The 25,195-nt window shown below is 70.3% G+C and carries 21 protein-coding genes and 2 pseudogenes; 16 read left to right on the top strand and 7 right to left on the bottom strand.

The window, feature by feature from the left end; all coding sequences use genetic code 11:
- The 11 genes and pseudogenes from ACQP10_RS18670 to ACQP10_RS18620 all read left to right on the top strand — a co-directional run bounded on the left by ACQP10_RS18670 (position 1) and on the right by ACQP10_RS18620 (position 12,247).
- Positions 1-882, top strand: coding sequence for a branched-chain amino acid ABC transporter permease (locus ACQP10_RS18670; protein WP_346021454.1), 882 nt, complete (start codon positions 1-3; stop codon positions 880-882).
- Entirely contained in the window at positions 879-1,895 is a 1,017-nt protein-coding gene (locus ACQP10_RS18665) for a branched-chain amino acid ABC transporter permease (protein WP_346021455.1), read from the top strand. Before ACQP10_RS18670 ends, ACQP10_RS18665 begins: the two co-directional genes overlap by 4 nt.
- 11 nt (positions 1,896-1,906) lie before the next feature.
- Positions 1,907-3,166, top strand: a complete 1,260-nt coding sequence (locus ACQP10_RS18660) for an ABC transporter substrate-binding protein (protein ID WP_399500781.1) — start codon at positions 1,907-1,909, stop codon at positions 3,164-3,166.
- Positions 3,163-4,593, top strand: coding sequence for an aldehyde dehydrogenase family protein (locus tag ACQP10_RS18655; protein WP_433541827.1), 1,431 nt, complete (start codon positions 3,163-3,165; stop codon positions 4,591-4,593). The genes ACQP10_RS18660 and ACQP10_RS18655 overlap by 4 nt, the downstream gene beginning before the upstream one ends.
- A 23-nt stretch (positions 4,594-4,616) precedes the next feature.
- Positions 4,617-6,137 carry a glycerol kinase GlpK gene (glpK, locus tag ACQP10_RS18650; protein WP_433541826.1) on the top strand — a complete coding sequence of 507 codons (1,521 nt, stop codon included), beginning with the start codon at positions 4,617-4,619 and terminating at the stop codon, positions 6,135-6,137.
- 4 nt (positions 6,138-6,141) lie between these two features.
- Entirely contained in the window at positions 6,142-7,854 is a 1,713-nt protein-coding gene (locus ACQP10_RS18645) for a glycerol-3-phosphate dehydrogenase/oxidase (protein ID WP_433541825.1), read from the top strand.
- A gap of 482 nt (positions 7,855-8,336) precedes the next feature.
- A pseudogene (locus tag ACQP10_RS18640) lies at positions 8,337-8,501 on the top strand (IS3 family transposase); the annotation flags it as partial.
- Between the two features lie 209 nt (positions 8,502-8,710).
- Positions 8,711-9,073, top strand: coding sequence for a hypothetical protein (locus ACQP10_RS18635; protein WP_433541824.1), 363 nt, complete (start codon positions 8,711-8,713; stop codon positions 9,071-9,073).
- A 376-nt stretch (positions 9,074-9,449) separates the two neighbouring features.
- Entirely contained in the window at positions 9,450-11,795 is a 2,346-nt protein-coding gene (locus ACQP10_RS18630; protein WP_433541823.1) for a BTAD domain-containing putative transcriptional regulator, read from the top strand.
- A complete protein-coding gene (locus tag ACQP10_RS18625; RefSeq protein ID WP_433541822.1) occupies positions 11,756-12,106 on the top strand; it encodes a hypothetical protein in 351 nt (116 codons plus the stop codon). Before ACQP10_RS18630 ends, ACQP10_RS18625 begins: the two co-directional genes overlap by 40 nt.
- 45 nt (positions 12,107-12,151) lie before the next feature.
- Positions 12,152-12,247 (top strand): zinc ribbon domain-containing protein, encoded by a 96-nt coding sequence (locus tag ACQP10_RS18620; protein ID WP_386150776.1) that lies wholly within the window; start codon positions 12,152-12,154, stop codon positions 12,245-12,247.
- Between the two features lie 102 nt (positions 12,248-12,349).
- Here ACQP10_RS18620 and ACQP10_RS18615 read toward each other — a convergent pair whose 3' ends face one another.
- Together ACQP10_RS18615 and ACQP10_RS18610 are read right to left on the bottom strand one after the other, a co-directional pair.
- Positions 12,350-13,600 carry a M4 family metallopeptidase gene (locus tag ACQP10_RS18615; protein WP_433541821.1) on the bottom strand — a complete coding sequence of 417 codons (1,251 nt, stop codon included), beginning with the start codon at positions 13,598-13,600 and terminating at the stop codon, positions 12,350-12,352.
- 317 nt (positions 13,601-13,917) lie between these two features.
- The gene (locus ACQP10_RS18610; protein WP_346021463.1) at positions 13,918-14,385 is read right to left on the bottom strand and encodes a MarR family winged helix-turn-helix transcriptional regulator; all 468 of its coding nucleotides are present in this window, start codon (positions 14,383-14,385) and stop codon (positions 13,918-13,920) included.
- 102 nt (positions 14,386-14,487) lie between these two features.
- On the opposite strand from ACQP10_RS18610, the gene ACQP10_RS18605 reads away from it, so the two are divergent.
- Positions 14,488-15,702, top strand: coding sequence for an amidohydrolase family protein (locus tag ACQP10_RS18605; protein ID WP_433541820.1), 1,215 nt, complete (start codon positions 14,488-14,490; stop codon positions 15,700-15,702).
- Positions 15,703-16,072: 370 nt separating this feature from the next.
- Here the strand turns inward: ACQP10_RS18605 and ACQP10_RS18600 are convergent, their stop codons facing one another.
- Positions 16,073-16,897 carry an RNA methyltransferase gene (locus ACQP10_RS18600; protein WP_433541819.1) on the bottom strand — a complete coding sequence of 275 codons (825 nt, stop codon included), beginning with the start codon at positions 16,895-16,897 and terminating at the stop codon, positions 16,073-16,075.
- 61 nt (positions 16,898-16,958) lie between these two features.
- A complete protein-coding gene (locus ACQP10_RS18595; protein ID WP_433541818.1) occupies positions 16,959-17,771 on the bottom strand; it encodes a phytanoyl-CoA dioxygenase family protein in 813 nt (270 codons plus the stop codon).
- Between the two features lie 370 nt (positions 17,772-18,141).
- On the opposite strand from ACQP10_RS18595, the gene ACQP10_RS18590 reads away from it, so the two are divergent.
- The gene (locus ACQP10_RS18590) at positions 18,142-18,636 is read left to right on the top strand and encodes a GyrI-like domain-containing protein (RefSeq protein WP_390002081.1); all 495 of its coding nucleotides are present in this window, start codon (positions 18,142-18,144) and stop codon (positions 18,634-18,636) included.
- A 235-nt stretch (positions 18,637-18,871) separates the two neighbouring features.
- Here the strand turns inward: ACQP10_RS18590 and ACQP10_RS18585 are convergent, their stop codons facing one another.
- Together ACQP10_RS18585 and ACQP10_RS18580 are read right to left on the bottom strand one after the other, a co-directional pair.
- Positions 18,872-20,182, bottom strand: coding sequence for an FAD-binding oxidoreductase (locus tag ACQP10_RS18585; RefSeq protein WP_433541817.1), 1,311 nt, complete (start codon positions 20,180-20,182; stop codon positions 18,872-18,874).
- Positions 20,183-20,258: 76 nt separating this feature from the next.
- The gene (locus ACQP10_RS18580) at positions 20,259-20,687 is read right to left on the bottom strand and encodes a DUF4267 domain-containing protein (protein ID WP_346021469.1); all 429 of its coding nucleotides are present in this window, start codon (positions 20,685-20,687) and stop codon (positions 20,259-20,261) included.
- A gap of 198 nt (positions 20,688-20,885) precedes the next feature.
- Between ACQP10_RS18580 and ACQP10_RS18575 the strand changes: the two are divergent.
- The 3 genes and pseudogenes from ACQP10_RS18575 to ACQP10_RS18565 all read left to right on the top strand — a co-directional run.
- Positions 20,886-21,113: pseudogene (locus ACQP10_RS18575) on the top strand (AfsR/SARP family transcriptional regulator); the annotation flags it as partial.
- Positions 21,114-21,190: 77 nt separating this feature from the next.
- Complete coding sequence (locus tag ACQP10_RS18570) at positions 21,191-24,100, top strand: ATP-binding protein (protein ID WP_433541816.1); 2,910 nt, start codon at positions 21,191-21,193, stop codon at positions 24,098-24,100.
- A gap of 77 nt (positions 24,101-24,177) precedes the next feature.
- Positions 24,178-24,492: a hypothetical protein gene (locus tag ACQP10_RS18565; protein ID WP_433541815.1), complete on the top strand. Its 315-nt coding sequence runs from the start codon at positions 24,178-24,180 to the stop codon at positions 24,490-24,492.
- Here the strand turns inward: ACQP10_RS18565 and ACQP10_RS18560 are convergent.
- On the bottom strand, positions 24,469-25,176 hold the full coding sequence (locus ACQP10_RS18560; protein WP_433541814.1) for a B3/B4 domain-containing protein: 708 nt from the start codon (positions 25,174-25,176) through the stop codon (positions 24,469-24,471). The genes ACQP10_RS18565 and ACQP10_RS18560 overlap by 24 nt on opposite strands.
- Between the last annotated feature and the right edge of the window lie 19 nt (positions 25,177-25,195).

The following is a 25,195-nucleotide window of genomic DNA, read 5'->3' as shown; positions in this document are numbered from 1 at the left end:
ATGACCCTGTTCCTCCAGCAACTTCTCGTCGGGCTCACGAACGGAGCCATCTACGCGTCGTTGGCGCTGGCGTTGGCGATCATCTACCGCACGACCGGGGTGGTCAACCTCGCGCAGGGCGAGATCGCCATGTTCTCCGCGTTCATCGCCTGGCAGCTCAACCACTGGGGCCTGCACATCTGGCTCGCGGTCCTGTTGTCGGTCGTCCTCTCCTTCTGCCTCGGCACGGCGATCGAGCGGGTCGCGCTCCGGCCGATCCAAGGGGGGCCGACACTCTCGGTCGTCATCGTCACCATCGGCCTCATGCTGGTGATGAACCAGCTCGCCGGCTGGATCTGGCAGTTCAACGTCAAGGACTTCCCGTCCCTGTTCCCCGCGGGCAACATTCACCTGGGCGCCGTGCAGCTCCCGAAGGAGACCATCGGGATGCTCGCCGTCCTGGTGGTGGCGATGGTCGCGGTCTTCCAGTTCTTCCAGCGCACCAAGCTCGGCCTGGCCATGCGCGCCGCCGCGAACAGTCAGGACTCGGCGCGGCTGGTGGGCATCCCCGTGAGCAGGATGCTCATGCTCGGGTGGGGGCTGGCCGCCGCGCTCGGCGCCCTGGTGGGCCCGATGGTCGCCTCCCAGGTGTTCCTGGAGCCGAACATGATGTCGGGCATCATGATCTACTCCTTCGCCGCGGCGGTGCTCGGCAGCCTGGACAGCGCGGCGGGGGCGGTCGTGGGCGGCATGATCGTCGGCATCAGCGAGGTCCTCGGCTCGACCTACCTGCCGTTCGTCGGCGGCGACCTGAAGATCCTCGTGCCGTTCGTGATCATCGTCGGCGTCCTGCTCGTCAAGCCCACGGGACTGTTCGGCAGGAAGGGCGTGGTGCGGGTATGAGCCGGACCGGTGTCGTCACCCGGCTCAGGGACGTGGTCACCGTCAAGACCGCGATCCAGGCAGCCGTTCTCCTCGCTTTCGTGATCTTCCCCTTCGTGTCCCCGCCGTTCCAGGTGCACCAGATGACGGAGGTGATCGTCTTCGCGGTGATGGTCCTGTCCGTCAACCTTCTGACGGGGTTCGCCGGACCGATCTCGCTGGGGCAGAACTTCTTCGTCGCGATCGGCGCCTACACCGGCGCACTGCTGATCAACACCGGGATGCCCTTCGCGGTGCCCATCGCGAGTGTCGCGGCCTTCCTGGTCGCCGCCGTCGTGGGGCTGCTCGTCGGCGCGTGCGCGCTGCGGCTGACCGACGTCTACCTGGTGTTGGTGACGGTGGCGCTCGGCGTGCTGACCCCGATCGTCATCAAGCGCTTCGAGTTCACCGGAGGCTCGGAGGGCCTGCCGGTGCACGCCGGACAGGCGTCCGCGCCGGCCGGACTGGCCCAGGACCAGTGGATGTACGTCGTGTGCCTGGGAGTCGGCGCGGTGGTCTTCGCCGCCCTCGCCTACGCACTGCGCCGGCCATGGCGCCTCAGGCTCACCGCCGTACGCGACAACGAGCTCGCGGCCAGGGTGATCGGCGTCAACGCGGCAAAGACGAAGATCATGGCGTTCGCCGTCAGCTCAGGCATGGCGGCGGTCGGCGGCGTCCTCTACGCGTACGTGGTCGGACTGGTGGCGGCCGAGGCGTTCACCCTCCTCTTCGCCATCAACCTCGTGGTGGGGGCGATCGTCGGCGGCTCCCGATCCCTGTGGGGCGCGGTCATCGGCGGCGCGTTCATCGTCTTCGTCCCCGCCTGGACGTCCGGCGTCAACGAGGCCATGGGCGGCGTCGTCTACGGCGTCGCGGTCATCCTCGCCGTGATCCTGCTGCCCGGGCGCCTCACCGACATCGTGGCGAGACTTCGCCGTTCCACCGGCGGCCGCGACCGCCTCCCCCTGAACCGCACACCATCACAGACCACCTAGAAGGAGCCACCATGCCCTCATCTCGGCGGGTGCTGCGACGAGCCCCCCTCGTCCTCGTGACCATCCCCCTGCTGCTGACGGCGTGCGGTCGCGGCACGACGGCCGCCGGGGACGGCGACCCCGGAATCACCGACGACTCGATCATGTTCGGAACCACCACCTCCTTGTCCGGCCCGACCTCCGCCTACGCGCCGCTGCCGATGGGCATCCAGTCCTGCCTCGCCGAGGTCAACGACAAGGGCGGCGTGACGATGGGGGACGGCAAGAAGCGCAAGGTCGAGTTCACCATGCTCGACGACGCCTACCAGCCTTCGCGCGCCGTACAGAACGCGAAGAAGCTCGTCGAGCAGGACAAGGTCTTCGGCGTGCTGAACTCGATCGGCACCGCCGTCAACGGAGCCATCTACCCCTACCTGAACGAGCAGAAGACACCTCAGATCTTCATCTCGAGCGGCGCCACGAAATGGGGCGCCTCACCGGACACGTGGCCGTGGACCATCGGCTACCAGCCGGCCTACGCCACCGAGACCGCGGTGTACGTCGAGCACATGAAGCAGTCCAAGCCGGGGGCGAAGGTCGCGATCCTCTACCAGAACGACGACCTCGGCAAGGACTACCTGAACGCCTTCAAGAAGCTGTCGCAGGACTCGGGCCTGCAACTGGTCGGTGAGGAGAGCTACGAGACGTCCGACGCGTCCGTCGACTCCCAGGTCGTGAAGCTGCTGCAGGGCAAGCCGGACTTCCTGCTCGCCGCCACCACGCCCAAGTTCGGGGCACAGGCCATCAAGAAGAAGGCCGACCTCGGCGCCGACACCGTCATCTACCTCAACAACATCTCCGCCGGAGTGGAGTCGACCCTGCAGCCCGCCGGGCTCGACGCGTCCAAGGGCGTGATCACCGCCGGATACCTGAAGGACCCCACCGACCCGCGCTGGTCCGGCGACGAGGGCATGAAGCACTACTTCGAATCGGCCAAGAAGTACGGGAAGTTCGACGTCACCAGCGTCTGGGGCGTCAACGGCTACGCGATCTGCGACACCTTGGTCAAGGTGCTCGAACAGACCAAGAGCCCCACCCGGCAGGCCTTCATGGACGCGGTGCGCGCCATGGACTTCGACAACCCGTACCTCGCGCCCGGTCTCAAGGTGAAGACCGGCGCCGGCGACGCGTTCCCGATCGAGACGCTGCAGCTCCAGGAGTTCGACGGAAAGAACTGGCGGATGCTCGGCGAACCCATCAGCTACGAAGGAAAGACTCCGAAACTGTCATGACCCGGCACGAGAACACTCCCGTCCCCGTCGAACCGCACGGCGCCTACGTCAGCGGCGCGTGGCAGCCCGGCGCCGGCGAGACCAGGACGGTCGTCGACCCGCGCACCGAGCTGCCGGTGGCCGAGGTCTCCGAAGCGTCCCCGGAGCAGGCGGCCGCCGCGGTGGCGGCGGCGGCCGAAGCGGGGCCGGCCTGGGCCGCGACGTCCGTCGAAGAGAGGGCGCAGGCCCTGCGGGCGCTGGCCGCGCAGCTTCGCCAGGACGCCGACGAGCTCAGGCACCTGGTCGTCCAGGAGCTGGGCGCGCCCGACGCTCTGGCGGAGAAGCTGCACGTCGGGCTGCCCGCCACGGTGCTGGACGCCACCGCCGAGGCCGCCGGTGAGATCGCGTGGCAGCGCCGGATCGGCAACTCGTCCGTCGAACTGGAGCCGGTCGGCGTCGTGGCCGCCATCACACCGTGGAACTATCCGCTGCACCAGCCGGTCGCCAAGCTGGCCGGCGCGTTGATGGCGGGCTGCACCATGGTGCTCAAGCCCGCCGAGCAGTCCGCGCTGACCGCGCTCGGCCTCGCCCGCGCGGTCGACCGGGCCGGACTGCCCGCCGGGGCCTTCAACCTGGTCCTGGGCGGCCCGGAGATCGGCGCGGCCCTCGTCGGCGACCCACGGGTCGACATGCTCTCGTTCACCGGCTCCACCGAGGTCGGCCGGCGGGTCGGCGCGCAGGTCGTGGAGCGTTGCGGCCGCGTCGCCCTCGAACTGGGCGGCAAGTCGCCCAGCATCGTGCTGGACGACGTCTCGGACTCCCGGCTGGAGGCGGCCGTCAAGGTGACGCTGGCGAACTGCTTCCTCAACTCCGGGCAGACCTGCACGGCGTGGACGCGATTGCTCGTCCCGCGATCCATGGCGGGACGCGTCGAGGAGCTGCTCGCGACGTACCTCGCCCGCCACGTCCCGGGCGTGACGATGGGGCCGTTGATCAGCAAGGAGCAGGCCGAGAGGGCCGAGCGTTACGTCGCCGGCGCGCTGAACCAGGGCGCCCGGATGCTGCGCGACCGGGAGGCGGAGGCGCGCAGGCCGCGGACCGGCCACTACGTCACCCCTGTCGTCCTGTTCGACGTGGACCCCTCGTCGCAGGTCGCGCAGGAGGAGGTCTTCGGCCCCGTGCTGAGCGTGATCGCGTACGGCGACGAGCGGGAAGCCGTCGAGATCGCGAACGGCACGCGGTACGGGCTGGCCGCCTGCGTGTGGTCTGACGACGAGGAGCGCGCGACCGCCGTCGCCCGCCGAATCCGCTCCGGGCAGGTGGACGTCAACGGCGGGCGGTTCAACCCGCTCGCGCCCTTCGGCGGCTTCAAGTCCTCCGGCATCGGCCGCGAGCTCGGCGTGTTCGGCGTCGAGCACTTCTGCGAGCCGAAGTCCATCCAGTACTGAGAGCCGAAAGGGAGTCACGAGCCGTGAGCACGGGCGCCGCCGAAGGCCACGTCCTCGCCATCGACCAGGGCACGACCAGCACCCGGGCCCTGGTGGTCGATCTCGGGGGCCGGGTGGTGACGACCGCCCAGGTCGAGCACCGCCAGCATTTTCCCCGGCCGGGGTGGGTGGAACATGACCCGGACGAGATCTGGGCGAACACCCGGCAGGTGGTCGCAGAGGCCCTCGGCGCGGCGGGACTCGTCCCCGGCGCGCTGGCGGCCGTGGGCGTGACCAACCAGCGGGAGACCGTGGTGGTGTGGGACCGCCGCACGGGACGGCCGGTCCACCGCGCGATCGTCTGGCAGGACACGCGGACCGAGGATCTGTGCCGCGAGCTGGGCGGGCCGGACGGGGCCGACCGATACCGGAAGCGCACAGGGCTGCCGCTGAGCACCTACGTCTCGGCGCCCAAGATCCGCTGGATCCTCGATCATGTCGGCGGTGCCCGGGCGGCGGCCGAGCGGGGCGAACTGGCCGCGGGGACGATCGACAGCTGGCTGGTCTGGAACCTCACCGGCGGCGCCGGCCACGGCGTGCACCGTACCGACGTCACGAACGCGTCCCGGACGTTGCTGATGGACCTGGCGACGACCCGCTGGGACGCCGCCATCGCCGGCGAGCTCGGCGTGCCCACCGCGATGCTGCCGGAGATCCGGCCGTCGATCGGAGCGTTCGGGCGCGGGCACCGCGACGGGCCGATCCCCGGCGTCCCCATCATGGGCGTGCTCGGCGACCAGCAGGCGGCGCTGTTCGGTCAGACCCGCTTCGCCGCGGGCGAGGCGAAGAACACGTACGGGACGGGGTCGTTCGTCCTGCTCAACACCGGGGCCGAACCGGTGGCCTCCGAGCACGGCCTGATCACGACGGTGGCGTACCAGCGGAGCGGCCACCCTCCCGTGTACGCGCTGGAGGGGTCGATCGCGGTCACCGGCGCGCTCGTGCAGTGGCTCCGGGACAACCTGGGCATCATCGAGCGGGCGGCGGACGTCGAGGAACTGGCCGGCGCCGTCGAGGACAACGGCGGCGTGTACATCGTGCCGGCGTTCTCGGGCCTTTTCGCCCCGCACTGGCGGCCGGACGCGCGGGGGACGATCGTCGGCCTGACCCGGTACGCCGACCGCCGGCATCTGGCGCGAGCGGCGCTGGAGGCCGCCGCGTTGCAGACCTGCGAGGTGCTCGACGCGATGCGGAGCGACACCGGGATGCGACTGCGTGAACTGCAGGTGGACGGCGGCATGGCGGCCAACGACCTGTTCCTGCGGATCCAGGCCGACCATCTGGGCCTGCCGGTGGTGCGGCCGGAGAACGTCGAGACCACCACGATGGGCGCGGCCTACGCGGCCGGTCTCGCCACGGGGGCGTGGCCCGATCTGGACACGCTGCGCGGCCACTGGCGGACAGGAGCACGATTCCTTCCGGAGAAGGACGAGCGATGGCGACGGGGCCGGCGCCGCGCCTGGCGGGAGGCTGTCAGCCGATCCCTGAACTGGACGGGAGAGTAACCACATGATCGAAACGACCAGGTTGGGCCCGCGTGAACGCGCCGAGAACTGGCGGCGGCTCGCGAGTGAGCACTTCGACATCCTCGTGGTGGGCGGTGGGATCACCGGCACCGGGGTCGCACTCGACGCCGCCACCCGGGGCCTGCGGGTCGCCCTCGTGGAGGCGCGCGACTTCGCCGCGGGCACCTCGTCCCGGTCGAGCAAGCTGTTCCACGGCGGCCTGCGGTACCTGGAACAGCTCAACTTCGGCCTGGTGAAGGAGGCGCTGCGCGAGAGGGAGCTGATGCTCACCCGCATCGCGCCGCACCTGGTGAAGCCGGTCTCGTTCCTCTATCCGCTTCGGCACCGGTTGTGGGAACGCCCGTACGTCACCGCCGGGCTGACGCTGTACGACACCATCGCCGGACAGAGGTCCGTGCCCCGCCACCGGCAGCTCTCCCGGAACGCCGCGCGCCGGCTGTGCCCGTCGCTGCGCCCGGACGCGCTGGTCGGCGCGATCCGGTACTACGACGCCCAGGTCGACGACGCCCGGCACACCATGACGGTGGCTCGCACCGCCGCCGGCTACGGAGCCACGGCGCTGAACTCGGCCGAGGTCGTGGAGTTCCGCCGGGCCGGCGACCGGATCGTGGGCGCCCGCGTACGCGACGTCGAGACGGGCCGGCACGCCGACGTGGCCGCGACGGTGGTCGTCAACTGCGCCGGCGTGTGGACCGACGACCTGCATCGCCTCGCCGGGCGGCGGGGACAGTACAACATCCAGGCGTCCAAGGGCGTGCACCTCGTGGTGCCGGGCGACCGGATCCACTCCACCACCGGGCTGATCCTGCGCACCGAGCGCTCGGTGCTGTTCGTGATCCCCTGGGGCGCGCACTGGATCGTCGGCACGACCGACACGAGCTGGTCGCTGGGCAAGGCGCATCCGGCGGCGACCGAGGCCGACATCTCCTACATCCTCGACCACGTGAACGAGGTCCTGACCACACCGCTCACGCGCGACGACATCGAGGGCGTCTACGCCGGGCTCCGGCCGTTGCTCGCCGGGGGGACGGACCAGACCGCCAGGCTGTCCCGCGAGCACGCCGTCACCCGCACCCAGCCCGGCATGATCTCCGTGGCCGGCGGCAAATACACGACATACCGCGTCATGGCGGCCGACGCCGTCGACGCCGCCGCCACGGACCTCGGACGTCCGCTCCCGGCCGGCGTCACCGACCGCGTGCCGCTGCTCGGAGCGGAGGGCTACCCGGCGCTCAAGAACCAGGCCGGCCTCCTCGCCGGACGCTACGGCGTACCGGTGTGGACGATCCACCGCCTGCTCGGCCGGTACGGCTCGCTGATCGGCGAGGTGCTCGCGCCCTCCGGAGCGGATCCGTCACTCCTCGAGCCGGTGACCGGGGCCGAGGGCCACCTGAAGGCCGAATTCCGCTACGCCGCCACGCACGAGGGCGCCCTGCACCTCGACGACCTGCTCACCCGCAGATCGCGGGTCTCCATCGAGAGCACCCACCGGGGGACGGAAGCCGCCGCCGAGGTGTCCGCGATCGTCGCCGACCCCCTGTCCTGGGATGACGCACGGAGGACTCGGGAGATCGACGCCTACCGGGCCAGGGTCGAGGCCGAGCGGCGCGCGCACGCGGAAGCGGACGACTCGGCCGCGGAAGCGGTCCGGTTGGGCGCGCCGGACAGCCGCGCTGTCTTCACGAACTCCGAATGATCACGCGGTGGCCGTTGCCCTGTGGCCCCAACGCTTAAAGATCGCGAAGTGTCACCGGAGCGCCAACGGGCGGCCGGGCGGGTTCTGTCACCGCGTGACGCTGTACCAGCTGGCGATGGCGTGGATGTAGGGCACTTCGCAGTAGGCGTACGACGTCCTGCCGGGGACGGTTGCCCAGTCCCCCCAGAACCACTTCGTGCTTCCACCGCTGGTCCGGCACTGGACGCCGGCGGCGACGTACCCGACCCCGCTTGTGCACCAAGCCTGGGATGAGGCGGAGGCGGTATAGAGCTTGTTGATGCAGCCTGACGGCAGAGGGTCGGCCCAGGCCGCACTCGGAGTCAGGGCCGGCAAGCAGAGCATCGCGGCACCGGCGAGGGCTAAGGGCAGCTTTTGCAGTTTCATGCCGTCAAGGTAGAAGGGCTCTGTTTGGTTCACGTTGGTTCCCTGTTGGAGCCGGGACGCCGCAGATGGCGGAGCACATCAGCCGTGTCCACGCCGGCGACTACGGCGTCTACGGGGTTCGTGAGGTCTGGCGGCGACTGCACCGTGAAGGCATCGAGGTGGCGCGCTGCACCGTCGCCCGGCTGATGCGTGAGCTCGGCCTGCACGGTGCCCTCCGCGGTAAGACGATCCGTACCACGGTGCGCGACGACGGCCATGAACGTGCCGCCGGCCAACCGGGTGGGCCGGCGCCTGCGCCGCGCCATGATCCCGCGCGGTTCGCCAACCGGAGATCAGCGAGGAGTACACGCCCTTGCGGAGGATCAACGCCAGGCATCCAACAAAGACCCAACAGCGGCCCAACAGCCGGCCCCTAGTGTGCTTCACGATCAACGACCCGAGGGAGATCATCGTGAACGATCGCAAGACCCGCCGCCTGTGGATGTCAGCGCTCGGCATGGCCGCGGCTCTGACGAGTTTCACACTCATGACTCCGGCTCAGGCCCAGGCCACCACGCAGGCCACCACCATGATGGTCTTTTCCTGCAAGTACGACGCAAACGTGAGGACGACCCCATTCACCAACCAGGACAACATCGCGTACGTCTGCAAGAAGGGCACGACCATCTATCCGGACTGCTTTGCCCATGTCGGTTCCACGGTCAACGGCAGCAATCTGTGGTACTCCCTTCCCAACCAGCATGACGGCACGAATTACTGGATCCACTCCAGCCAGGTCCAGACGTCGGGCGGCGGCGGTCTCGGCTTCTGCTGAGGCCGCATGGACGTCGAGGGCTGCCCGAGCGAGATCTACTCGCGCGAAGACGGCCCCGCGCCAACGACTCCCGTGGCTCCGCACAGTTCGGAGCCTGTCACTTGGAATCGCTGCGTGAGGTGGCCCGTGGCGGCCCGTTCGGGCCCACTCTGACCGGGTGATCACGCTCCGGGTCGCCTCTCGAGCAGAGACGTCATCGGATCCGCTCGGCCGCGACGTCAACGCACGGACAGGATCGGAGCCCGCCGACGGCAGTCATCCCGCCTTCCAAGCTTCCCTGGCGATCAGCCTGGACCACACCCGCTGCTCGCATCACGACCGACCTCTTCAGGTCGCGGTATGGATTGCCGGCTGGGGGAACCTCATAATCGGCTGAGTGGATTTCGGGGTGCTCGGGGCGGTAACGGTCGACGGCGCGACGATTCCGGCCGGCAAGCAGCTGTCCTTGCTGGCGGCGCTGGTGTGCCACGCCAACCGGCCGGTGTCCGGCGATGCCCTGGCGCAGGCGGCATGGCCATCCGCGGCGCCTTCGCCGAGCACGTTCCGCTGGCATCTGCATCGGTTACGCGCCATGGTCGGAGACAGGCTGGTGCGCCGCGGCAGCGGCTACATGCTGATCGTTGCCGATGACGAACTGGACTCGCTCCGGTTCACACAGTTGATCCAACGCGCTGCCGCCGCGCCGGCCGAGCGTGCCTTGCCCTTGCTGGATCAGGCATTGGCCCTGTGGCGAGGCGCGCCGTACGGCGGGCTGCACGATCTGGAGGAGATCAAAGTCGAGGCCGCCACACTGCGGGAGGCACGGCTGGAAGCGATCGAGGCACGTGCGAAGGCTCTGATGTTGTTGGGGCGCTTCGCCGAATGCGCCGGTGATATGGCCACCGCGGTGGCCGAACAACCGCTGCGTGAATCGTTCATCGAGCTGTGGTTGCGTGCCCTGGCCGCAGCCGGTCGCCCCGCTGAAGCACTCCGGCTGTACGGTCAGACCCGCGCCAAGCTGGTGGAGGAACTCGGCGTCGAGCCGAGCGGTCCGCTGCGCCGCCTCCATGAGGAACTGCTCCGCCATGATCCGGCCCCCCGCCTGCTGCCGCCCGACGTGCATGCCTTCACCGGCCGTACGAAGGAACTGGGCGTGCTGGATCAGCTCCTGCACGGCCCGGCGAACGTGGCCGTCATCAGCGGAGTGGGCGGCGTCGGCAAATCCGGGTTGGCGCTGCACTGGGCCCATCATTCCAGCGATCATTTCCCCGACGGGCAACTCTATGCCGACCTCGGCCGGCACCCCGCAGCCGACGTGTTGCCCCGCTTTCTGGCCGCGCTCGGCGTCATCCTCATCCCTGAGGACCACACCGCCCGCGTCGCACTGTACCGCCAGATCCTGGCGGAGCGACGGATGCTCATCATCCTCGACAACGCGCCCGGGTCCGCGCACGTGGAGCCGCTGCTCCCAGGAGCAGCGGGCTGCGTGACGGTGGTCACCGGGCGCAGCAGATTCGAGAAGCTGGTAGTCGATTCCGGGGCGTTGCTGATTCAGCTTGATGTGCTGCCTCCCGCCGACGCCACGCTGCTGGTGAGCCGGATCGCCCGCATCGAACCGGGCCATGCGGCCCCGCTGGTCGAGCTGTGCGCCAGGCTGCCGCTCGCTCTTCGCGTGGCCGGCGCCCGGCTGGTGACCCGGCCCGGCTGGACCCCGGAGGTTTTGGCCGCGAGACTCACCGAGGAACGGCGGCTGGATGAGCTGCGTGTGGGTGACCGGGATGTGCGCGCCAGTCTGGAGGCCGGCTATCAGGACCTGCCTGACGCTGAGCGGGTCCTGTTCGAGCGGCTTGGTCTGTTGCCGGTGCCCACCTTCACCGCCTGGATGGCCGCCGCCCTGCTGATGGTTCCTGTCAGCACAGGCGGGGACCTGCTGGAACGGTTGGCCGAACGGCAGCTGCTCCAGCCTGAGGGCCTCGACGTCGCTGGACAGGAGCGATACCGCTTTCATGATCTGATCCGGCTGCTGGCCCGCGAGCGTGCCGGGAACGGGCCGGTGCAGGACACCGTTCGTGACCGCTTCCTGTCGTGCCTGCTGGCGCTCGTCAAAGACGCCTGTGCGCGTGATGAGTACAGGGGAGGGTTCCGCCTGCTGGACAGCGGCGCCCCGCATTGGCGGCCGCGGGGCCGGGTGCTGCCCGATGAGCCGATGAGGTGGATGGCGGCCGAGCGCGAGACCCTGATCGCCGGCATTCGTCACGCCGCCGAACGCGGACACGCCGCCATGTGCTGGGACCTCGCGCTGGCCGGCGTTCGGCTGTTCGAGATCCACGGACAGTTCGTGGACTGGGAGCAGACCTCGCAGCTGGCTCTACGGGTGTGCCGCGACCACGGCGAGACGCAAGGCGCGGGGGCGATGCTCGCCTCGCTGTGCGCGGTCGAGGCGTTTCGGTATCGGCGCGAAAAGGCCCTCGCCCTGGCCGAGGAAGCACTGCCGCTGCTGGGCGAGAGCTCCATCAAGGCGCTGACGCTGGCCAACCTCAGCGCCGCGGAACTGGCGCTGGGAGACACAGAGGCCGCCCTGGCACACCTCACCCAAGCCGTGTCGATGGCCGCCAGGGTGGGTGACGCCCTCAGCGAGGCCGTCCTGCTCGCGCGCCTGGCCCCCCTTCAGGGGGCGACCCACGCCCGATGCTGGACAGGGCCATGCAGCTCGCGGCAGGCAACCCGCGCATGTCCTCGCTGATCTCGCTGGCCGACCTTCACGCCTCGGTGAGAGCCGGTCGCCACGCTGACGCGCAGACGCTGTCGATACGGCTCCTCACCGACGCCCGCCGCTATGGCGACCGGGTGCTGGAACGAGTGGCACTGTGCCTGCGCGCCGACAGTCTCACCGCTCTGCGGCGCCCGGCCGAAGCGGCCGCCTGCCTGCGCCGCGCTCACGAGTTGGCCGTGATCCAGAACGTGCCGACGGAGGCCCGGCGGATATCCGCCCTCCTCCAGGCCCAGCGCCCACTCACGGCCGAGGGCCTGTCCGCGCACGAACCCCGGATGTGAGCCTCACCTGACAGCAACGGGCTTTCGGCACCCAACGGAGACTCGATGCCGCTTTCCGTCCGGTCGTGGACCTGCCTCTCCTGCGGTGCGGTCCACGACCGGGACGTGGACGCGGCGACCGACATCCTGGCGGACGGGTGAAACGCCTGCGGAGGGTCGGTGAGACCGGCCCCGGAGGCTTCCGGGGAGGCGCGGCCCGATGAAACAGGAACTCCTGCGGGTGACCGTGGGAATCTCCTCCTTTCAGGAAGGAGAGGATGTCAACCGGACGGTGATGGATCCGCCGGGGCTGACTCTGGCCGAGGGCGGGGTGACCGTGATCTCGCTGGGAGAGAGGAAGGGGCCGGAAGGACTGGAAGCAGCGGAAGGAGTGGGCAACGGGCAGGCAGGCTCGCCGCTCTGGGGGCCGACGCGGATGGCGGTCCACGCGGCCTTGGTCGCGTTCGCCTCGGCGCAGCCGTAGAGGTTTTTGGCGGCCAGTACGGTGGCCAGGCGTGCCCTGGCGTATGACCAGCCAAGGGCCTTGCGCTGGAGTCCCTGGTAGAAGATCCGGGCGGCTTTCTGGATGCCGATGCCGGTCAGTGAGGACGGGCCCGCGCAGACCGGGCTGGCGGGTTTGCCCGGCGGGTTGGTGCCCTCGGCGAGCAGGTAGAACCAGTGGTCCTGCGGTCCGCCGTCGGGGAGTGTGCCCTGGGGCGGAGGGTAGCAGCTCCGGTGACCCGTCAGTGAGGGGTCGTACATGTGCATCATCGGTCCCCCGCCATCCACGTTCACCTCCTCGCCGATCAGGTAGTCCGGCTCGTCCAGGGCGAGGGGGTGGTCGACGTAGTGCTCGGTCAGGGTGCCGAAGATCTCGTTGGCCGACCGGTTGAGGGACTGCGCCTCCAGGCCGTCGCCGCCGTAGGAGCCGGTTTTTTCGTAGACGATGCCGCCGTACACGAAGCCGACCACGTCGAGGGAGGTGAGCTGTTTGGTGTGGGCGGTGTTGTAACCGAAGGCGGCGCGGACGCCGTCCCAGTAGGCGTTGACCTGGTTCACGCCGACGGACGCCGGGTAGGCGTGGCCGGCTCCGTCGACGCCGTTGCGTCCCAGCCAGTCGCGCAGCATGTCCCAGTGCTTCTGCGCGGCGAACATGACGTCGACGCAGCCGGTCTCCAGGTCGAGGGCCGTTCCGTTTCCCCAGGTGTCGGTCGACTTGGTGAAGACGGGGCCGTTGAAACGGCCGCAGTTCAGGCCGGGGCGGGTGGGGTCGCTCAGGGAGTACAGGCCCCCGGAGTACGTGGTCTGGATGGTCACCGGGTTGCCGTTGAAGTGACCGTTGCCTGAGCCGAGGAGCGTCTGGCCGGAGGAGAGGTTCCCGTCCGTGCCCGCACCGTGTGCCGTGGCGAGCCGGGGCACCGTGCCCGTGGTCTGCGCGCCGCTCGCCGGCGCCGGCGTGCCCGTGGCGACGACCGTCATGAGGGCGAACACTCCCAGCGTGGTTTTGGGGTTCATACGCGATGACTCCTCATCCGCAAGCGCAAGGAGCCGTGGCCGGCCAGGGCTGCCCCAATGGTGACATCGACATGAGGGGCGGAGAACCCTGCACATCCTCATATTTCGGGCGTATGGCCTCTCGATGGGCGCACGGGCCGGGGGCCGGAAAACGTGTTCCAGCCCCCGGGAGGAGTCCTCGTGACTTCGGCCGTGAACCCAACGAAGCAGGGCCCGGCCATCACGGCTTCCGGCAGCCTCGACGCGACCTCAAAGGCTCTCTTCGTCGGCCGTCCGGATGTCGGCCGGTCTCGAACCCGATGCCGGGGCCCGCTCGCTCAGTCGTGCCTTGCGGCCTGCTTCCTGGACCATGCGGCGGCGTCGACGCCGTATCGGACCAAGAGGCGCGCGAACCGGATCCGCTCCTCCGGCGACCAGGCGGCGGTGATCTCCTGGAACGCTTTTCGCTGTTCGGCGGCGAAGCGGTTGCGTTCGGCCTCGCCGTGCTCGGTGAGTTCGAGCACGGTACGGCGTCCATCGAACTGGGACGCCGCCCGGCGCAGCAACCCCTCCTCTATGCAGGCGGCGACGGTCCGGCTGGCCACCGGCTGGGTGACGCCCATCTCGGCGGCGAGGCCGCCGACGGTCGTCTCGCCCGGCGCATCGGCGATCACATTGAGTACGAGGTTGCGGGAGAGATCCTTGCTCGATGCCGGTGCGCGTCGTCGCAGACGTGACAGCGCCGGGCCGATCTGGTCCAGCACCAGGTCGTCGGGGGGCCGCTCAGAGAAAGACGCGCTGCTCATGTGCCCGAGTCTAGGCCCGCACCCGCACATTTGCATACCTTCTTGCAAATACATAGCATCGGGTATGCAAATGTCACGAGCGAGGAAACGAGGCGGACTGCCATGGCACTCACCGCGATCACCAACGCCCGGGTCTTCGACGGGGAGAAGACCCTCGGCGTGCAGACCGTGGTCATCGACGGCGCAAGGATCGCTCGTGTCGGTGGCGATGCTCCCCGGGGCAGCGAAACGGTCGACGGCAGCGGCGCCACACTGCTGCCGGGACTCATCGATGCCCATGTTCACTCCGCCCCGGGCTCCCTGGCGCTCGCCCTGCGGTTCGGGGTGACGACCGAACTGGAGATGCAGGGGATGAACACCCGGGAGAACCGGGGGCTCATCACCGACGACGACACCGTGGCCGACGTGCGTTCCGCCGGCTTCGCCATCACACCGCCCGGCGGTCACCCGAGCGAGCTGATGCCCGAAGGATTCCGGCCGAAGTGGGACCTCCCGCCGGTGATGCCCCTGATGCCGTTCTCCACCACTCCGGAGGAAGCGGCCGCCTTCGTCCCCCAACTCCTCGCTCGGGGCTCTGACTTCATCAAGTTCATGATCGACGACGGCAGCGTGGAGGGACATCCCGGGCTGCCATCGCTCGACCAGGCCACCGTGAACGCCGGTGTAGCGGAAGCCAAGAAGTACGGTGCCCTCACCGTGGCCCACGCGCTGACCGTGGAGGCCACCAGAATGGCCGCCGAAGCCGGCATCGACGGCGTCACCCACGTGTTCATGGACCAGCCGCACACCGCCGAGATCATCAGCCTCATCAAGGACGCGGGCATGTTCGTCATTCCCTGCATCAGCCTCAACGCCTCGATGATGGGGATCACCGGCAGCGCACTCGCCGGCGACCCCCGAGTCGCCGCACGCCTCGACAGCAAGTGGGACCAGACCCTGCGCTCCAGCTACAACCGCTACCCGCAGGGCAAGCTCGACGACGTGTACGACACCGTGCGCGCTCTGGACGCCGCCGGCATCGACGTGCTGGCCGGCACCGACGTCTCCATGCCAGAGACGTTCTTCGGGGGCCTGGCACACGGAGCGAGCCTGCACCACGAACTGCAGTACCTCGTGGCCGCCGGCCTCACACCCTCACGGGCCTTGCGAGCAGCCACAGCGACCACAGCCCGCCGCTTCCACCTCAGCGACCGAGGCCGCATCGCCGAGGGGCTCCGTGCCGACCTTCTGCTGGTCGACGGCGACCCGACCAGCAACATCAGCGACACCCTCAACACCCGCGCCATCTGGCGTCGCGGCACCCGCCTGACGGAATGACCGCAGTCCGCCGTCGTGCGGTATCACGGCGGGGACCGCAGGCTCCTTCATGGTGAGGTGGCGACTTCCGGCCTGGCTCACGAGTGGTTGCAGGGCACCTGCCTCTCTGTCGATCTCCCTCCGGGCGCTGACCCGGATCCCCTGGTGAAGATCCTTACCGGCCCGGAAGAGGCGGGTGCGCTTTTCTGGGAGATCGACCCCTGAGATCGCGGATCGCGGCGCCGAACTACGGCGGCGCGAACACGGCGCCGCGAAAGTCACCTGCCGGGCCCGACAGGGCGCCGTGGGCCGGCTGGGCGCGCATCATCGAGAGGCCAGGCAGCGCGATGGTGTCCGGTTCGGCGCCGGGCCGTCGCCCGCGATCAGTGCGCTACCGCCGGGCGGCAGCGGTCCGCTGGCGTGCCGATTCGTACAGCACGACAGTCGCGGCGGTCGCCGCGTTCAGGGAGCTGGCGGACCCGGACATCGGGATCCGGACGAGCTGGTCGCAGGCCTCACGCCAGCCGGAGCTGAGACCGGTGGTCTCATTGCCGATCAAGGTCAGCGTGGGTTGCGTGAAGTCGTACTCGGCGGCATCCAGTGCGCCGTGCTCGTCGGTCCCCACGATGCTCATGCCGATGCCGTTGGCGCGGACGTCAGCGACCCAGGACAGAACGGCCTGGTGTGAGGGCACCCGGACCACGGGTAGGGCGAACAGCGAGCCGGTGCTCGCCCGGACCGCCTTCGGGTCGTACACGTCGGCGGCATGGCCGGTGATGATGATCCCGGAGGCGCCGAAAGCGTCTGCGGACCGGACGAGGGTCCCGATGTTGCCGGGGCTGGTGGGCCGATCGAACACGACGGTGAGCATGGCCGGCGCGGCCGGGATTCGGCACAGGTCGTCCTCCGGCAGCGCGACCACGGCCAGCAGCTCCGGAACCGTGTCCGCCTTACCTCCCAGCTCGTGCATCAGTTCACGGGAGACGGCGATCTTCTCGGCTCGGACTGTGTCCAGAGCCTCATGTGCCCAGCCGGACAACTGAACGCCGGTGTTGTAGAGCAGCTCCCGGATCTGCCAGCCGTGTTCGACGGCCATGGCGATCGGGCGCACGCCCTGCACGAGGAATTCACCGCGACGCTGCCGCTTGGTCCGATTCCGGAGGAGAGCCTGCCACTGCTGGAATCGTGCATTGCGGCCACTCACCCGCAGACCCACCGCTATCCATGCCTCCGTCGTACATGACCCACCCATGCCCCGCCTGCCGCGCCGAGCGCGTCTACCCGGCGCTGTCGTTGGCGCCGTCCCCGTCCGGGCCGGGGGTATCCCGTCCCAGGCCCCGGCGGATCGCGATCTCCACGGGCGAGTACGCGCCGTCGGCCCGCTCCAGTTCGTACGGCGCGGCCGGCATCAGCGGCGGCTGGGCCATGAGGCGCGGCCTCACCCCATGGTGTGGTTGCGCCGCGTGCACCAGGAACGGGTGGCACAGGAAGACGTCACCCGGGAACCCGGTGGCAAGGGCGAGCGGCCGGTGGTCGGACGCCGCCACCAGATCGGGCGCGAGGGTCAGCCCGCTCGCCCCGTCCTCCCCGTACTTCTCCAGCACCTTGGGCACGTCGAGGTGTGAGCCGACCCGGATCCGGGTCGGGGCGTCCTCCTCACCGACCTCGCTGAACAGGAACAGCATCAGCAGCGCCCGGCCGCGGGAGCGCACATTTGTGAAGTACCAGCTCTCGCCCTCCGGTAGATAGCTGCCCTCGATGTGCCAGCCCGCGTCGTTCGGCTCCTCCTGGTGCGGGAAGCGCAGCGGGAACGTGCCCAGCGAGTAGCGCGGCTCCCAGCGCCCCGCGCCGACGAGGAGGTCGTACGCATGGTGGAGAAACGGGGAGTTGGGTGCGGCGGCGAACGGCCCCTGTGCCATGCCGGCCACCCAGTGCACGGGCTGTGTCCACGTCGCTGGATCGTCCGGTTCGCAGCCCGTCTCTCGCCACAGTAGCCGCGCGCAGTCCGCGGCCACACGCGGCGCGACGGCACCCTCCAACTTCACGAAGCCGTCGCGAACAAAGCGGGATACCAAGGTCGTGTCATCCATGCCCCCATCGTGCGGCGACATCGGTCCCGATCGCCCGACACTTTCCGCGCCGCTTCTGTCGGGTGTGCGGCAACAGCGCCGGCGCACGATCGGATCGAACCGCAGCGGTCGGCCGCGACCGGTGCGCCTTCAGCCAAGGTCGACGTCGGGAGAAGGTCTGATGATCTCGACCCGACCGACTCCGCCGACGTCATCCGAGGTCCGATAGGGCAGGCTAAATGCCGCCATTCGGCACGGACGCGGCTCGACGAGGCATTCGGGCGGGCATTCCGGGCGGTCCACGGCGTCGGCCCTGGTGACATGCGACGCGCCGGAGGCCCCGTCGCACCACCGGTTCAAGTTCCGCCTGACCGCCGAAGGGAGCGAATACATGGACACCCGCATCGTCGACCATCCCGCGTTCCGGCTCGTGGGGCACGCTGCCCGCGTTCCGCTGATCCGCCATGGCATCAACCCGCACATCCAGCGGCACATCGCCGCGCTGTCGGCGGAGGAGCACCTGCGTTTGAAGGCACTGGGCAACACTGAGCCGAGCGGTCTGCTCGCGGTCAGCGACGACCTCCATCCTGACTGCGACGAGGGCAGCGAGCTGACCTACCTGCACGGGGTCGCCGTGTCCCCGGATACGCCGATCCCCGGCGGCCTCGACATCATCGAGGCCCCGGCCGGCACATGGGTGGTCATCCGGACCGCGGGGCCGCATCCGCGGACCCTGCAGAAGACCTGGGCCGCGGCCGCAGCCGAGTGGTTCCCCTTCAACCCGTGGCGTCTGCGGCCAGGCCCGGAGATCGTCGCGGTGCTCGAACCGACGAACGACTTCAGCACCGCGACCTGTGAGCTCTGGCTGCCCGTCGAGCCGGCGTGACGACCCGGCGAGCACCCGGACGCCAGCACCGCGGATCCATCCGGCCCGAGCACGGGCACCTCAACGAGCAGCTCCAGCTGGCGGGCGGGCTTCGATCATCCGGCCTGGTTCCTCTGACCAGGAGATGTCTCCGGACGGGGTGCGCCTTTCACAGCGCTCGCGGCGACATCTGTCACGTGGGGTTCGGCGCGACCCCGCCCCGGTGGGGGAGGGGCCGTGACCTGTGGGGACCGATTCATCCGAGTACCGGGTAGTTCGCGCGGAACACGTTGTGCGGGTCACGGGCCTGCTTGATCTCCCGCAGCCGCGTGAGCGCGCTGCCGGAGAAGGACTGCGCCGCCGTCTCGCCGGGGGACAGCAGGGTGTACGGCTTGCGCCCGCTGACGTAGGCCCCCAGGTCGGCGACGACCTCGGCCTGCTTGGCGCGCGTCGCATCGGCCGCGTGCGGCAGGCCGAGGCCCAGCAGGCCGAGCAGGTACGGCTCAGCCACCGCGCCGCTCGCACCGGCCCCGTCGCCCGGCTCGGCGAGCGCCCCGCCCAGATGCCTGATCTGCAGGTTGATGAGCGGTTCGACCGGCTTGGCCAGCAGCAGCTCCACCGCGTCCGCGTCCAGCCCGGTGAGCAGTTCCGCACGAGCGATGGATGGGGCCGGATCGGTGGGCTCGGCGGTGATGGTGCCCAGGTCGGCGACGGGGACGACGCCGCGGCTGTCGGAGATCGCACCGTCGATCTTGTCGATGCGCGCCAGCAGGTCCTCCGCCTGGGCCGCCTCACCCAGGTAGGCCAGGTCCAGCGTCACCATCGGCGGCGCGCCGGGGGGCTGGAGCCGGTTGATCCAGACACTGAGTTCACGTGGCGCTTCGCTGGTGATGTCCAGGAACGCGTCGTACACCTCCCTGGTGCGGTGCTCCGGCCAGATCACCCGCCCGCCGTACAGGACCGGCGCGGGATGCAGTTCGAGTTCGAGCGCGGTCACCATCGTGAAGTCCCCGCCGCCGCCGCGCAACGCCCAGAACAGGTCGGGATCGGATTCGGCGGTCACCCGGCCGGGTTCGCCGTCGGCGTCCACGATGTCGATGGCCCGCACGCTGTCGGAGGCGAAGCCGTGCTTGCGGCTGAACCAGCCGACCCCGCCGCCCAGGGTGTAGCCGGTGACGCTGACCCCTGGCGCACTGCCGGACAGGCCGGTCAGGCCCAGCGGGCCGGCCGCCGCGAGCACCTGCCCCCACTTCACGCCCGCGCCCACCCGGGCCACGCGCTCCTGCGCGCGTATCTCCACTTCGTTCAGCAGTCCGGTACGCAACAGGATCAGGCCTTCCACGTCGCCGGAGGCGCCGTGGCCGCTCGGCTGCGCGGTCACCGTCATACCCGCCCGACGCGCGTAACGCACGAGCGCCGCCACGTCGTCGGCATCCGCGGCCTCCGCCACGGCCGCCACCGGCTGCCTGACGGTCAGATTCCACGCGGTGGCCGCCTGCTCGAAGCCGTCGTCACCGGGCAGGAGCACGCGCCCCTTGAGGACACCGCGTAGATCGTTGATCGTCATCGTCTTCTCCTTGGTCGAGTTCTCAGAAATGCGAAGGAATACGTGTTCTGGGGCCACCCCTGCGGGGGCGCGGACGTCAGGCGGGCTGCGCGGCGGGCGCCGGGGCGGTGGCCTTCGGGGCCTTGCGGGCCTTGCTGGTCTCGCGGAGGATCAGCGACCCCGTGACCGCGATCAGCGCCGCGGTCAGGCCGTGGATGCCAAGCGCGGCGGCCGTGGATCCGTGGTGGGCCAGGACGTTGACCATGTCGCCGAACGGGGCGACGGCCACCATCAGCAGGACCCAGCCCAACGGGCGGCGGTGGCCTGTCACCAGCAGGATGCCCATGGTCAGGCCCATCGCGATCTCGCGGCTGCCCTTCACGATGGAGAAGCCGCTGCCGTCAGAGGGCCAGTTCGCCAGCCCCGGGAAGGTGGTCCCGAGGGGCAGGACGAAGGACGACCCGAGGTAGAGGGTGAACAGGACGACGACGGCGGCCAGGACGGTGTTGAGCTTCTTCAGCGACATGGTCGTTCTCCTTGCGTGTACGGACGGGCAGGGTTCAGCCGCGGACACGGCGGAGCACGCGGTGGACGATCTCCATGTCCCGGGTGTTGACGCTCATCTGTTCCGGCCCTTCATCGGTTGCGACGTGTTCAGACTGCTCCCGGGTGTTTGGAAGGGATTTGGAGAAGGTTTGGAACGTCCACGTAAAATGTGCGGATCATGGTCTTCGTCCGGGTGCTGGGCTCTTTCGCGGCCGAGGTCGGCGGCGAGCCCGTTCCCCTGGGCGGGCCGCGGCAGCGGGGCGTGCTGGCGTTGCTGGTGGCGGCGCGCGGGCAGGTCGTGCCGGTCGACCGGATGATCGAGGACCTGTGGCGCGGGGAGCCGCCGGCGCGGGCGCTGATGTCCTTGCAGGCGTACATGTCCAACCTGCGCCGGCTGCTGGAGCCCGGACGTCCGCCGCGCACGCCGGCCCGGCTGCTGGTCAGCGCGCCGCCCGGCTACGCGCTGCGGCTGCCCCGGAGTCGGTGGACGCGTGGCGGTTCGAGGACCTGCTGGGCCAGGCCCGTACGGACACCGACCCGCGCCTCGCCCAGGCCCGGCTCGCCGAGGCGCTCGGACTGTGGCAGGGGCCGGCGTTCGCCGAGGTCGCCGACGAGCCGTGGGCCGCCGCCGAGACCGCCCGGCTGAACGAGCTGCGCCTGGTCGCCACCGAACTGCACGTCGCGGCAGGTCTGCGAACCGGCGACCCCGCCGCGGTCGTTCCCGAGGCCGAGCGGCTCACCCGCGACGAGCCGCTGCGCGAGGAAGGCTGGCGGTTGCACGCCCTGGCACTGTGGAGCAGCGGTCGCCAAGCCGACGCGCTGGCCACGCTCCGCCGCGCCCGCGGCATCCTCGCCGAGGAGCTCGGGCTCGACCCCGGCCCGGACCTGACGGCGTTGGAGGAGGCGATCCTCACCCGGCGCACGGACGTCCTGCGCGCGGCCGTACCCCCGCCGCCGCCGACCGCGCCGCGGCCGCGGCCGGCTCCGATCAACGAGGCGCCGTTCATCGGACGCGAAACACAGCTGTCGGCCCTGGTCACGGCCGCCGCCGAGGCCGCCGCCGACGGCGCCGGCATCGCCCTCGTCACCGGCGAGGCCGGGCTCGGCAAGTCGACGCTGCTGGAACACCTGGGCAGGCGGCTCGAACGTGACGGGTGGCTGGTCGCCGTCGGCCGCTGCCCCGACGTCGACAGCGCGCCACCCGCGTGGGCCTGGACCGAGGCGCTGAGAGCCGTCGCCGCGACCACGTCGCCGGGGGAGTTCGCGGGCGACCTCGCGCCGCTGCTCACCGACACCGGGCCGGTGAACGCCGACGCCACCGCGGGACGGTTCCGTCTGCGCCAAGCCGTGTGGAGGTGGCTCGCGGCGGTGGCCACGAAACGCCCGGTCGCCGTCATGCTGGACGACCTGCACTGGGCGGACGCCGCCACGCTGGAACTGCTCGGCGGCGGCCTCGGCATGCGGGCCCCGCTCCTGGTCGTCGCCGCGTACCGCGCGGACGAGAGCGCGCACCTCACCGAAACGCTGGCCTCCCTCGCCCGCGCCACGCCCCTCCGCCTGGCGCTGCCGGGGCTGGACGGCGAGGCCGTCGCGCGGCTCGTACGGGCCGAATGCGAGGCCGACGAGGAGACCATCGCAAGGATCGCCGAGCGCACCGGCGGAAACCCGTTCTACGTGCGCGAAAGCGCCCGGCTGCTGAATGGCGAAGGCGCGCTGGTCGCCCTCTCCGAGGTCCCCGAAGGCGTACGGGACGTCCTGCGCCGCCGGCTCGCACGGCTGCCCGAAGGAGGCGTGGCCATCCTCCGGCTGGCCGCGGTCGCAGGCCGGGAAAGCTCGGTGGACGTCCTCGTCAAGGCCGCAGACACCGACGAGGACGGCGTGATGGACGCCCTCGACGCGGGCGTCATCGCCGGGCTCCTCGACGAGCCCGCCCCCGGACGCGTCCGCTTCGTCCACGCCCTCGTCAGGGACACGCTCATCGCCGACCTCAGCAGATTGCGCGCCACCCGGATGCACGGCCGGATCGCCGCCGCCCTTGAAGGCACCGACGACATCGCCGCGCTGGCCCACCACTACGCGCGCGCCGGCTCACCGAAGGCCGTCGGCTACTGCGTCCAGGCCGCCGAGCTCGCCGAGGCCCGCTACGCCCACGACGTGGCGGCCGACCTCCTCACCGACGCCGTCACCAACTCGACCGGCCCGGACGAACGCGTCGAATTGCTCGGCAGGCTGCTGCGCGCGCAGATCCGGGCGGGAGCCGTCGCGGCCGCCCGCGAGACACGCCGTGAAGCCGTGGAGTACGCAGAGTCCCTGGGCCGCGACGACCTGATGATCGCCGCATTCACCGCATGGACAGAACCGACCGCCTGGCAGGCCCGTACGTACGGCACGGTGGACCGGCCCATCGTCGACCGCCTGAGCCGCCTGCTGAAGCGCGACCTGCCCCCTCCGGTGCGGTCCCGGCTCCTGACTGCGTACGCCAACGAACTGGTCGGCGAGGACGACCCGACCGTTCTGGAGGCGGCGCAGGAGGCACTCGACCTCGCCACCGGCCCCCGGCTGCGGGCCGCGGCACTCCAGATCCTGTCCGAAGTCCACGGCGACGCCGCCCTCTGCCGGGAGCTCGTGGAGATCGGCATCGAGCACGACCTACCCGTCTACCGCGTCACCGGGCTGCTCAACCATGCTGCCGTCGCCGCTACCGCCAACGACCCGGTGACCATGCGACAGATGACCACCGAGGCCCTGGAACTCGCGCGCGCCTACCGAATGCGCGAGGCGATCGCCGCCACCGAGATCACGCTGGCGTCCCTGGCGCTCATCGAAGGCCGATCCGCCGACGCCGAGCTCCTTTACGTCAAGGCCGACGAGGGCATGCGGCGCGCCGGATCGGTGCACGCCGAGGGCTTTCTCCAACTCGCCCTGGCGGCGATCCGGCTGAACGACGGCACGCTCGGTGCGCACCTGGACGATGTCCGCGCCCTCCACGCGACCTTGGGTTCCATGACCTCCGACCTGCTCGCGCTCGCTCTCCACGCCAACGGTCTGGACGCCGAAGCTCGCGAGGTCCGCGCGTCATCCAGCCCGATCCGCCCCGACTTCTTCTTCACCTTCCTCGCGACGTTGCGCGCGATGGCCGTCGTCGCCTTGAACGACCGTGATGCCGCCGAGGAGATCTACGCGACGCTGCTTCCGCACCGCAACGGCCCTCCGGCGGGCGCCGCGAGCCTGTCGATGGCGCTGCGCCCGGTCGCTCACACCCTCGGCGAACTGGCCGGCCTCCTCGGCCGCGCCGACGAGGCCGCCGCCCACTTCGCCCAGGCCGCCATCATCGCCGACCAATGGAACGCACCCCACTGGGCCGCCGAGGCCCGGTCGCGAACCACCACCTAGCGGACCGGGCACGGCCGGACGTTTCCCGGAGCTGCGTCGTCGTTCCGATGACACCGGGCGAGAGGAACCGGACGAACGTGTACGCGGTCTTCGAGACGGTCGACTACGAGGTACGCGACCTGCCCCTCGGCATGGGCGACGAGGTTTTCCAGGTCGGTGAGATCCGGGTGCGCGAGCGGTTTGGTCAGGTCGTTGAAGATCTCTTCAGCGCGCCGGCAGGACAGCCGGGCCCGCCCGGTGACCGGGTCCAGGTCGTCGGCGGCGAGGGCGACGCGGGCGCGCCGCTCGGGACCGGACAAGGTGGCCAGGTAGGCAGCCGCGCGTGCGGTGTCCAGGCTGCGGGCGACGAAGGGGCCCAGGGGTGGTGGTCAGGCGGTGGTGTCGGGGTGTGACGGGCTGAGGTAGTGCACGGTGCTCTTCTCGCAGTGCGGCTGGAGCAGGGTCTGCAAGTCGTCGGCCGCGGTCTTGAGCAGGTGCCCGTCGCGGGTGGCGGCGACGGTCTCCAGGATGAAGGCGACGCGGGTGGAGTCTTCGGTGACGCGGGTGCGGTGGGCGTCGCGGTGGTTCCAGTGCCGGGTGAGCACGTCGGTGGTGTCGGTGTAGATGATCTCGCCGGGCTTGGGGTTCTCGACGGTGCCGGCCTCACCGAGCGGGGTGAAGGTCTCGCTGCCGTCTGCGTGGCGGATCTCGACGTCGCCGGTGACGTGGTCGAGGTCGAAGGCGCCGGCGGGCAGGCCGTGGCGGACGGAGACGGCGTTGTAGGAGTCGACGGCCGGGTTGATCCGGGGCAGGGTGCCCTTCTTCGCGAGGCGGCGGCCCAGGGCGTCGACGCTGGGCCGGATGCGGCGGGGGTTGGTGCCGAAGGAGCGGTAGGCGGTATGCCACGACTCGATGCGCGGGTCGTTTTCGTCGGCCGGTTGCCAGGCGCCGTCGGCGAGCTGCGCCTCCAGGTCCTCCAGAGTGGCGATGGTGGCGGGCCAGGGCTCGTCGCCGCGCAGACCGGTGGCGGTGACGACGGCGATGAGGGTGTCAGGGAAGGCACCGGCGACGGCGGGGCTGATACGGAAGGTGGTCATCGGGTGGTCCGTTCCGGGA

The sequence above is a fragment of the Streptosporangium sandarakinum genome, assembly GCF_050942225.1.
GTDB classification, from domain to species: Bacteria; Actinomycetota; Actinomycetes; order Streptosporangiales; family Streptosporangiaceae; genus Streptosporangium; species Streptosporangium nondiastaticum.
Note: the sequence above shows the minus strand (reverse complement) of the source record. Positions and strands in the feature narration are given on the sequence as shown.

Coding starts and splice junctions, on each gene's coding strand:
- ACQP10_RS18670 (WP_346021454.1), top strand. CDS start 1: ATGACCCTGTTCCTCCAGCAACTTCTCGTCGGGCTCACGAACGGAGCC.
- ACQP10_RS18665 (WP_346021455.1), top strand. CDS start 879: ATGAGCCGGACCGGTGTCGTCACCCGGCTCAGGGACGTGGTCACCGTC.
- ACQP10_RS18660 (WP_399500781.1), top strand. CDS start 1,907: ATGCCCTCATCTCGGCGGGTGCTGCGACGAGCCCCCCTCGTCCTCGTG.
- ACQP10_RS18655 (WP_433541827.1), top strand. CDS start 3,163: ATGACCCGGCACGAGAACACTCCCGTCCCCGTCGAACCGCACGGCGCC.
- ACQP10_RS18645 (WP_433541825.1), top strand. CDS start 6,142: ATGATCGAAACGACCAGGTTGGGCCCGCGTGAACGCGCCGAGAACTGG.
- ACQP10_RS18625 (WP_433541822.1), top strand. CDS start 11,756: ATGCAGCTCGCGGCAGGCAACCCGCGCATGTCCTCGCTGATCTCGCTG.
- ACQP10_RS18620 (WP_386150776.1), top strand. CDS start 12,152: ATGCCGCTTTCCGTCCGGTCGTGGACCTGCCTCTCCTGCGGTGCGGTC.
- ACQP10_RS18615 (WP_433541821.1), bottom strand. CDS start 13,600: ATGAACCCCAAAACCACGCTGGGAGTGTTCGCCCTCATGACGGTCGTC.
- ACQP10_RS18610 (WP_346021463.1), bottom strand. CDS start 14,385: ATGAGCAGCGCGTCTTTCTCTGAGCGGCCCCCCGACGACCTGGTGCTG.
- ACQP10_RS18605 (WP_433541820.1), top strand. CDS start 14,488: ATGGCACTCACCGCGATCACCAACGCCCGGGTCTTCGACGGGGAGAAG.
- ACQP10_RS18595 (WP_433541818.1), bottom strand. CDS start 17,771: ATGGATGACACGACCTTGGTATCCCGCTTTGTTCGCGACGGCTTCGTG.
- ACQP10_RS18590 (WP_390002081.1), top strand. CDS start 18,142: ATGGACACCCGCATCGTCGACCATCCCGCGTTCCGGCTCGTGGGGCAC.
- ACQP10_RS18585 (WP_433541817.1), bottom strand. CDS start 20,182: ATGACGATCAACGATCTACGCGGTGTCCTCAAGGGGCGCGTGCTCCTG.
- ACQP10_RS18580 (WP_346021469.1), bottom strand. CDS start 20,687: ATGTCGCTGAAGAAGCTCAACACCGTCCTGGCCGCCGTCGTCGTCCTG.
- ACQP10_RS18560 (WP_433541814.1), bottom strand. CDS start 25,176: ATGACCACCTTCCGTATCAGCCCCGCCGTCGCCGGTGCCTTCCCTGAC.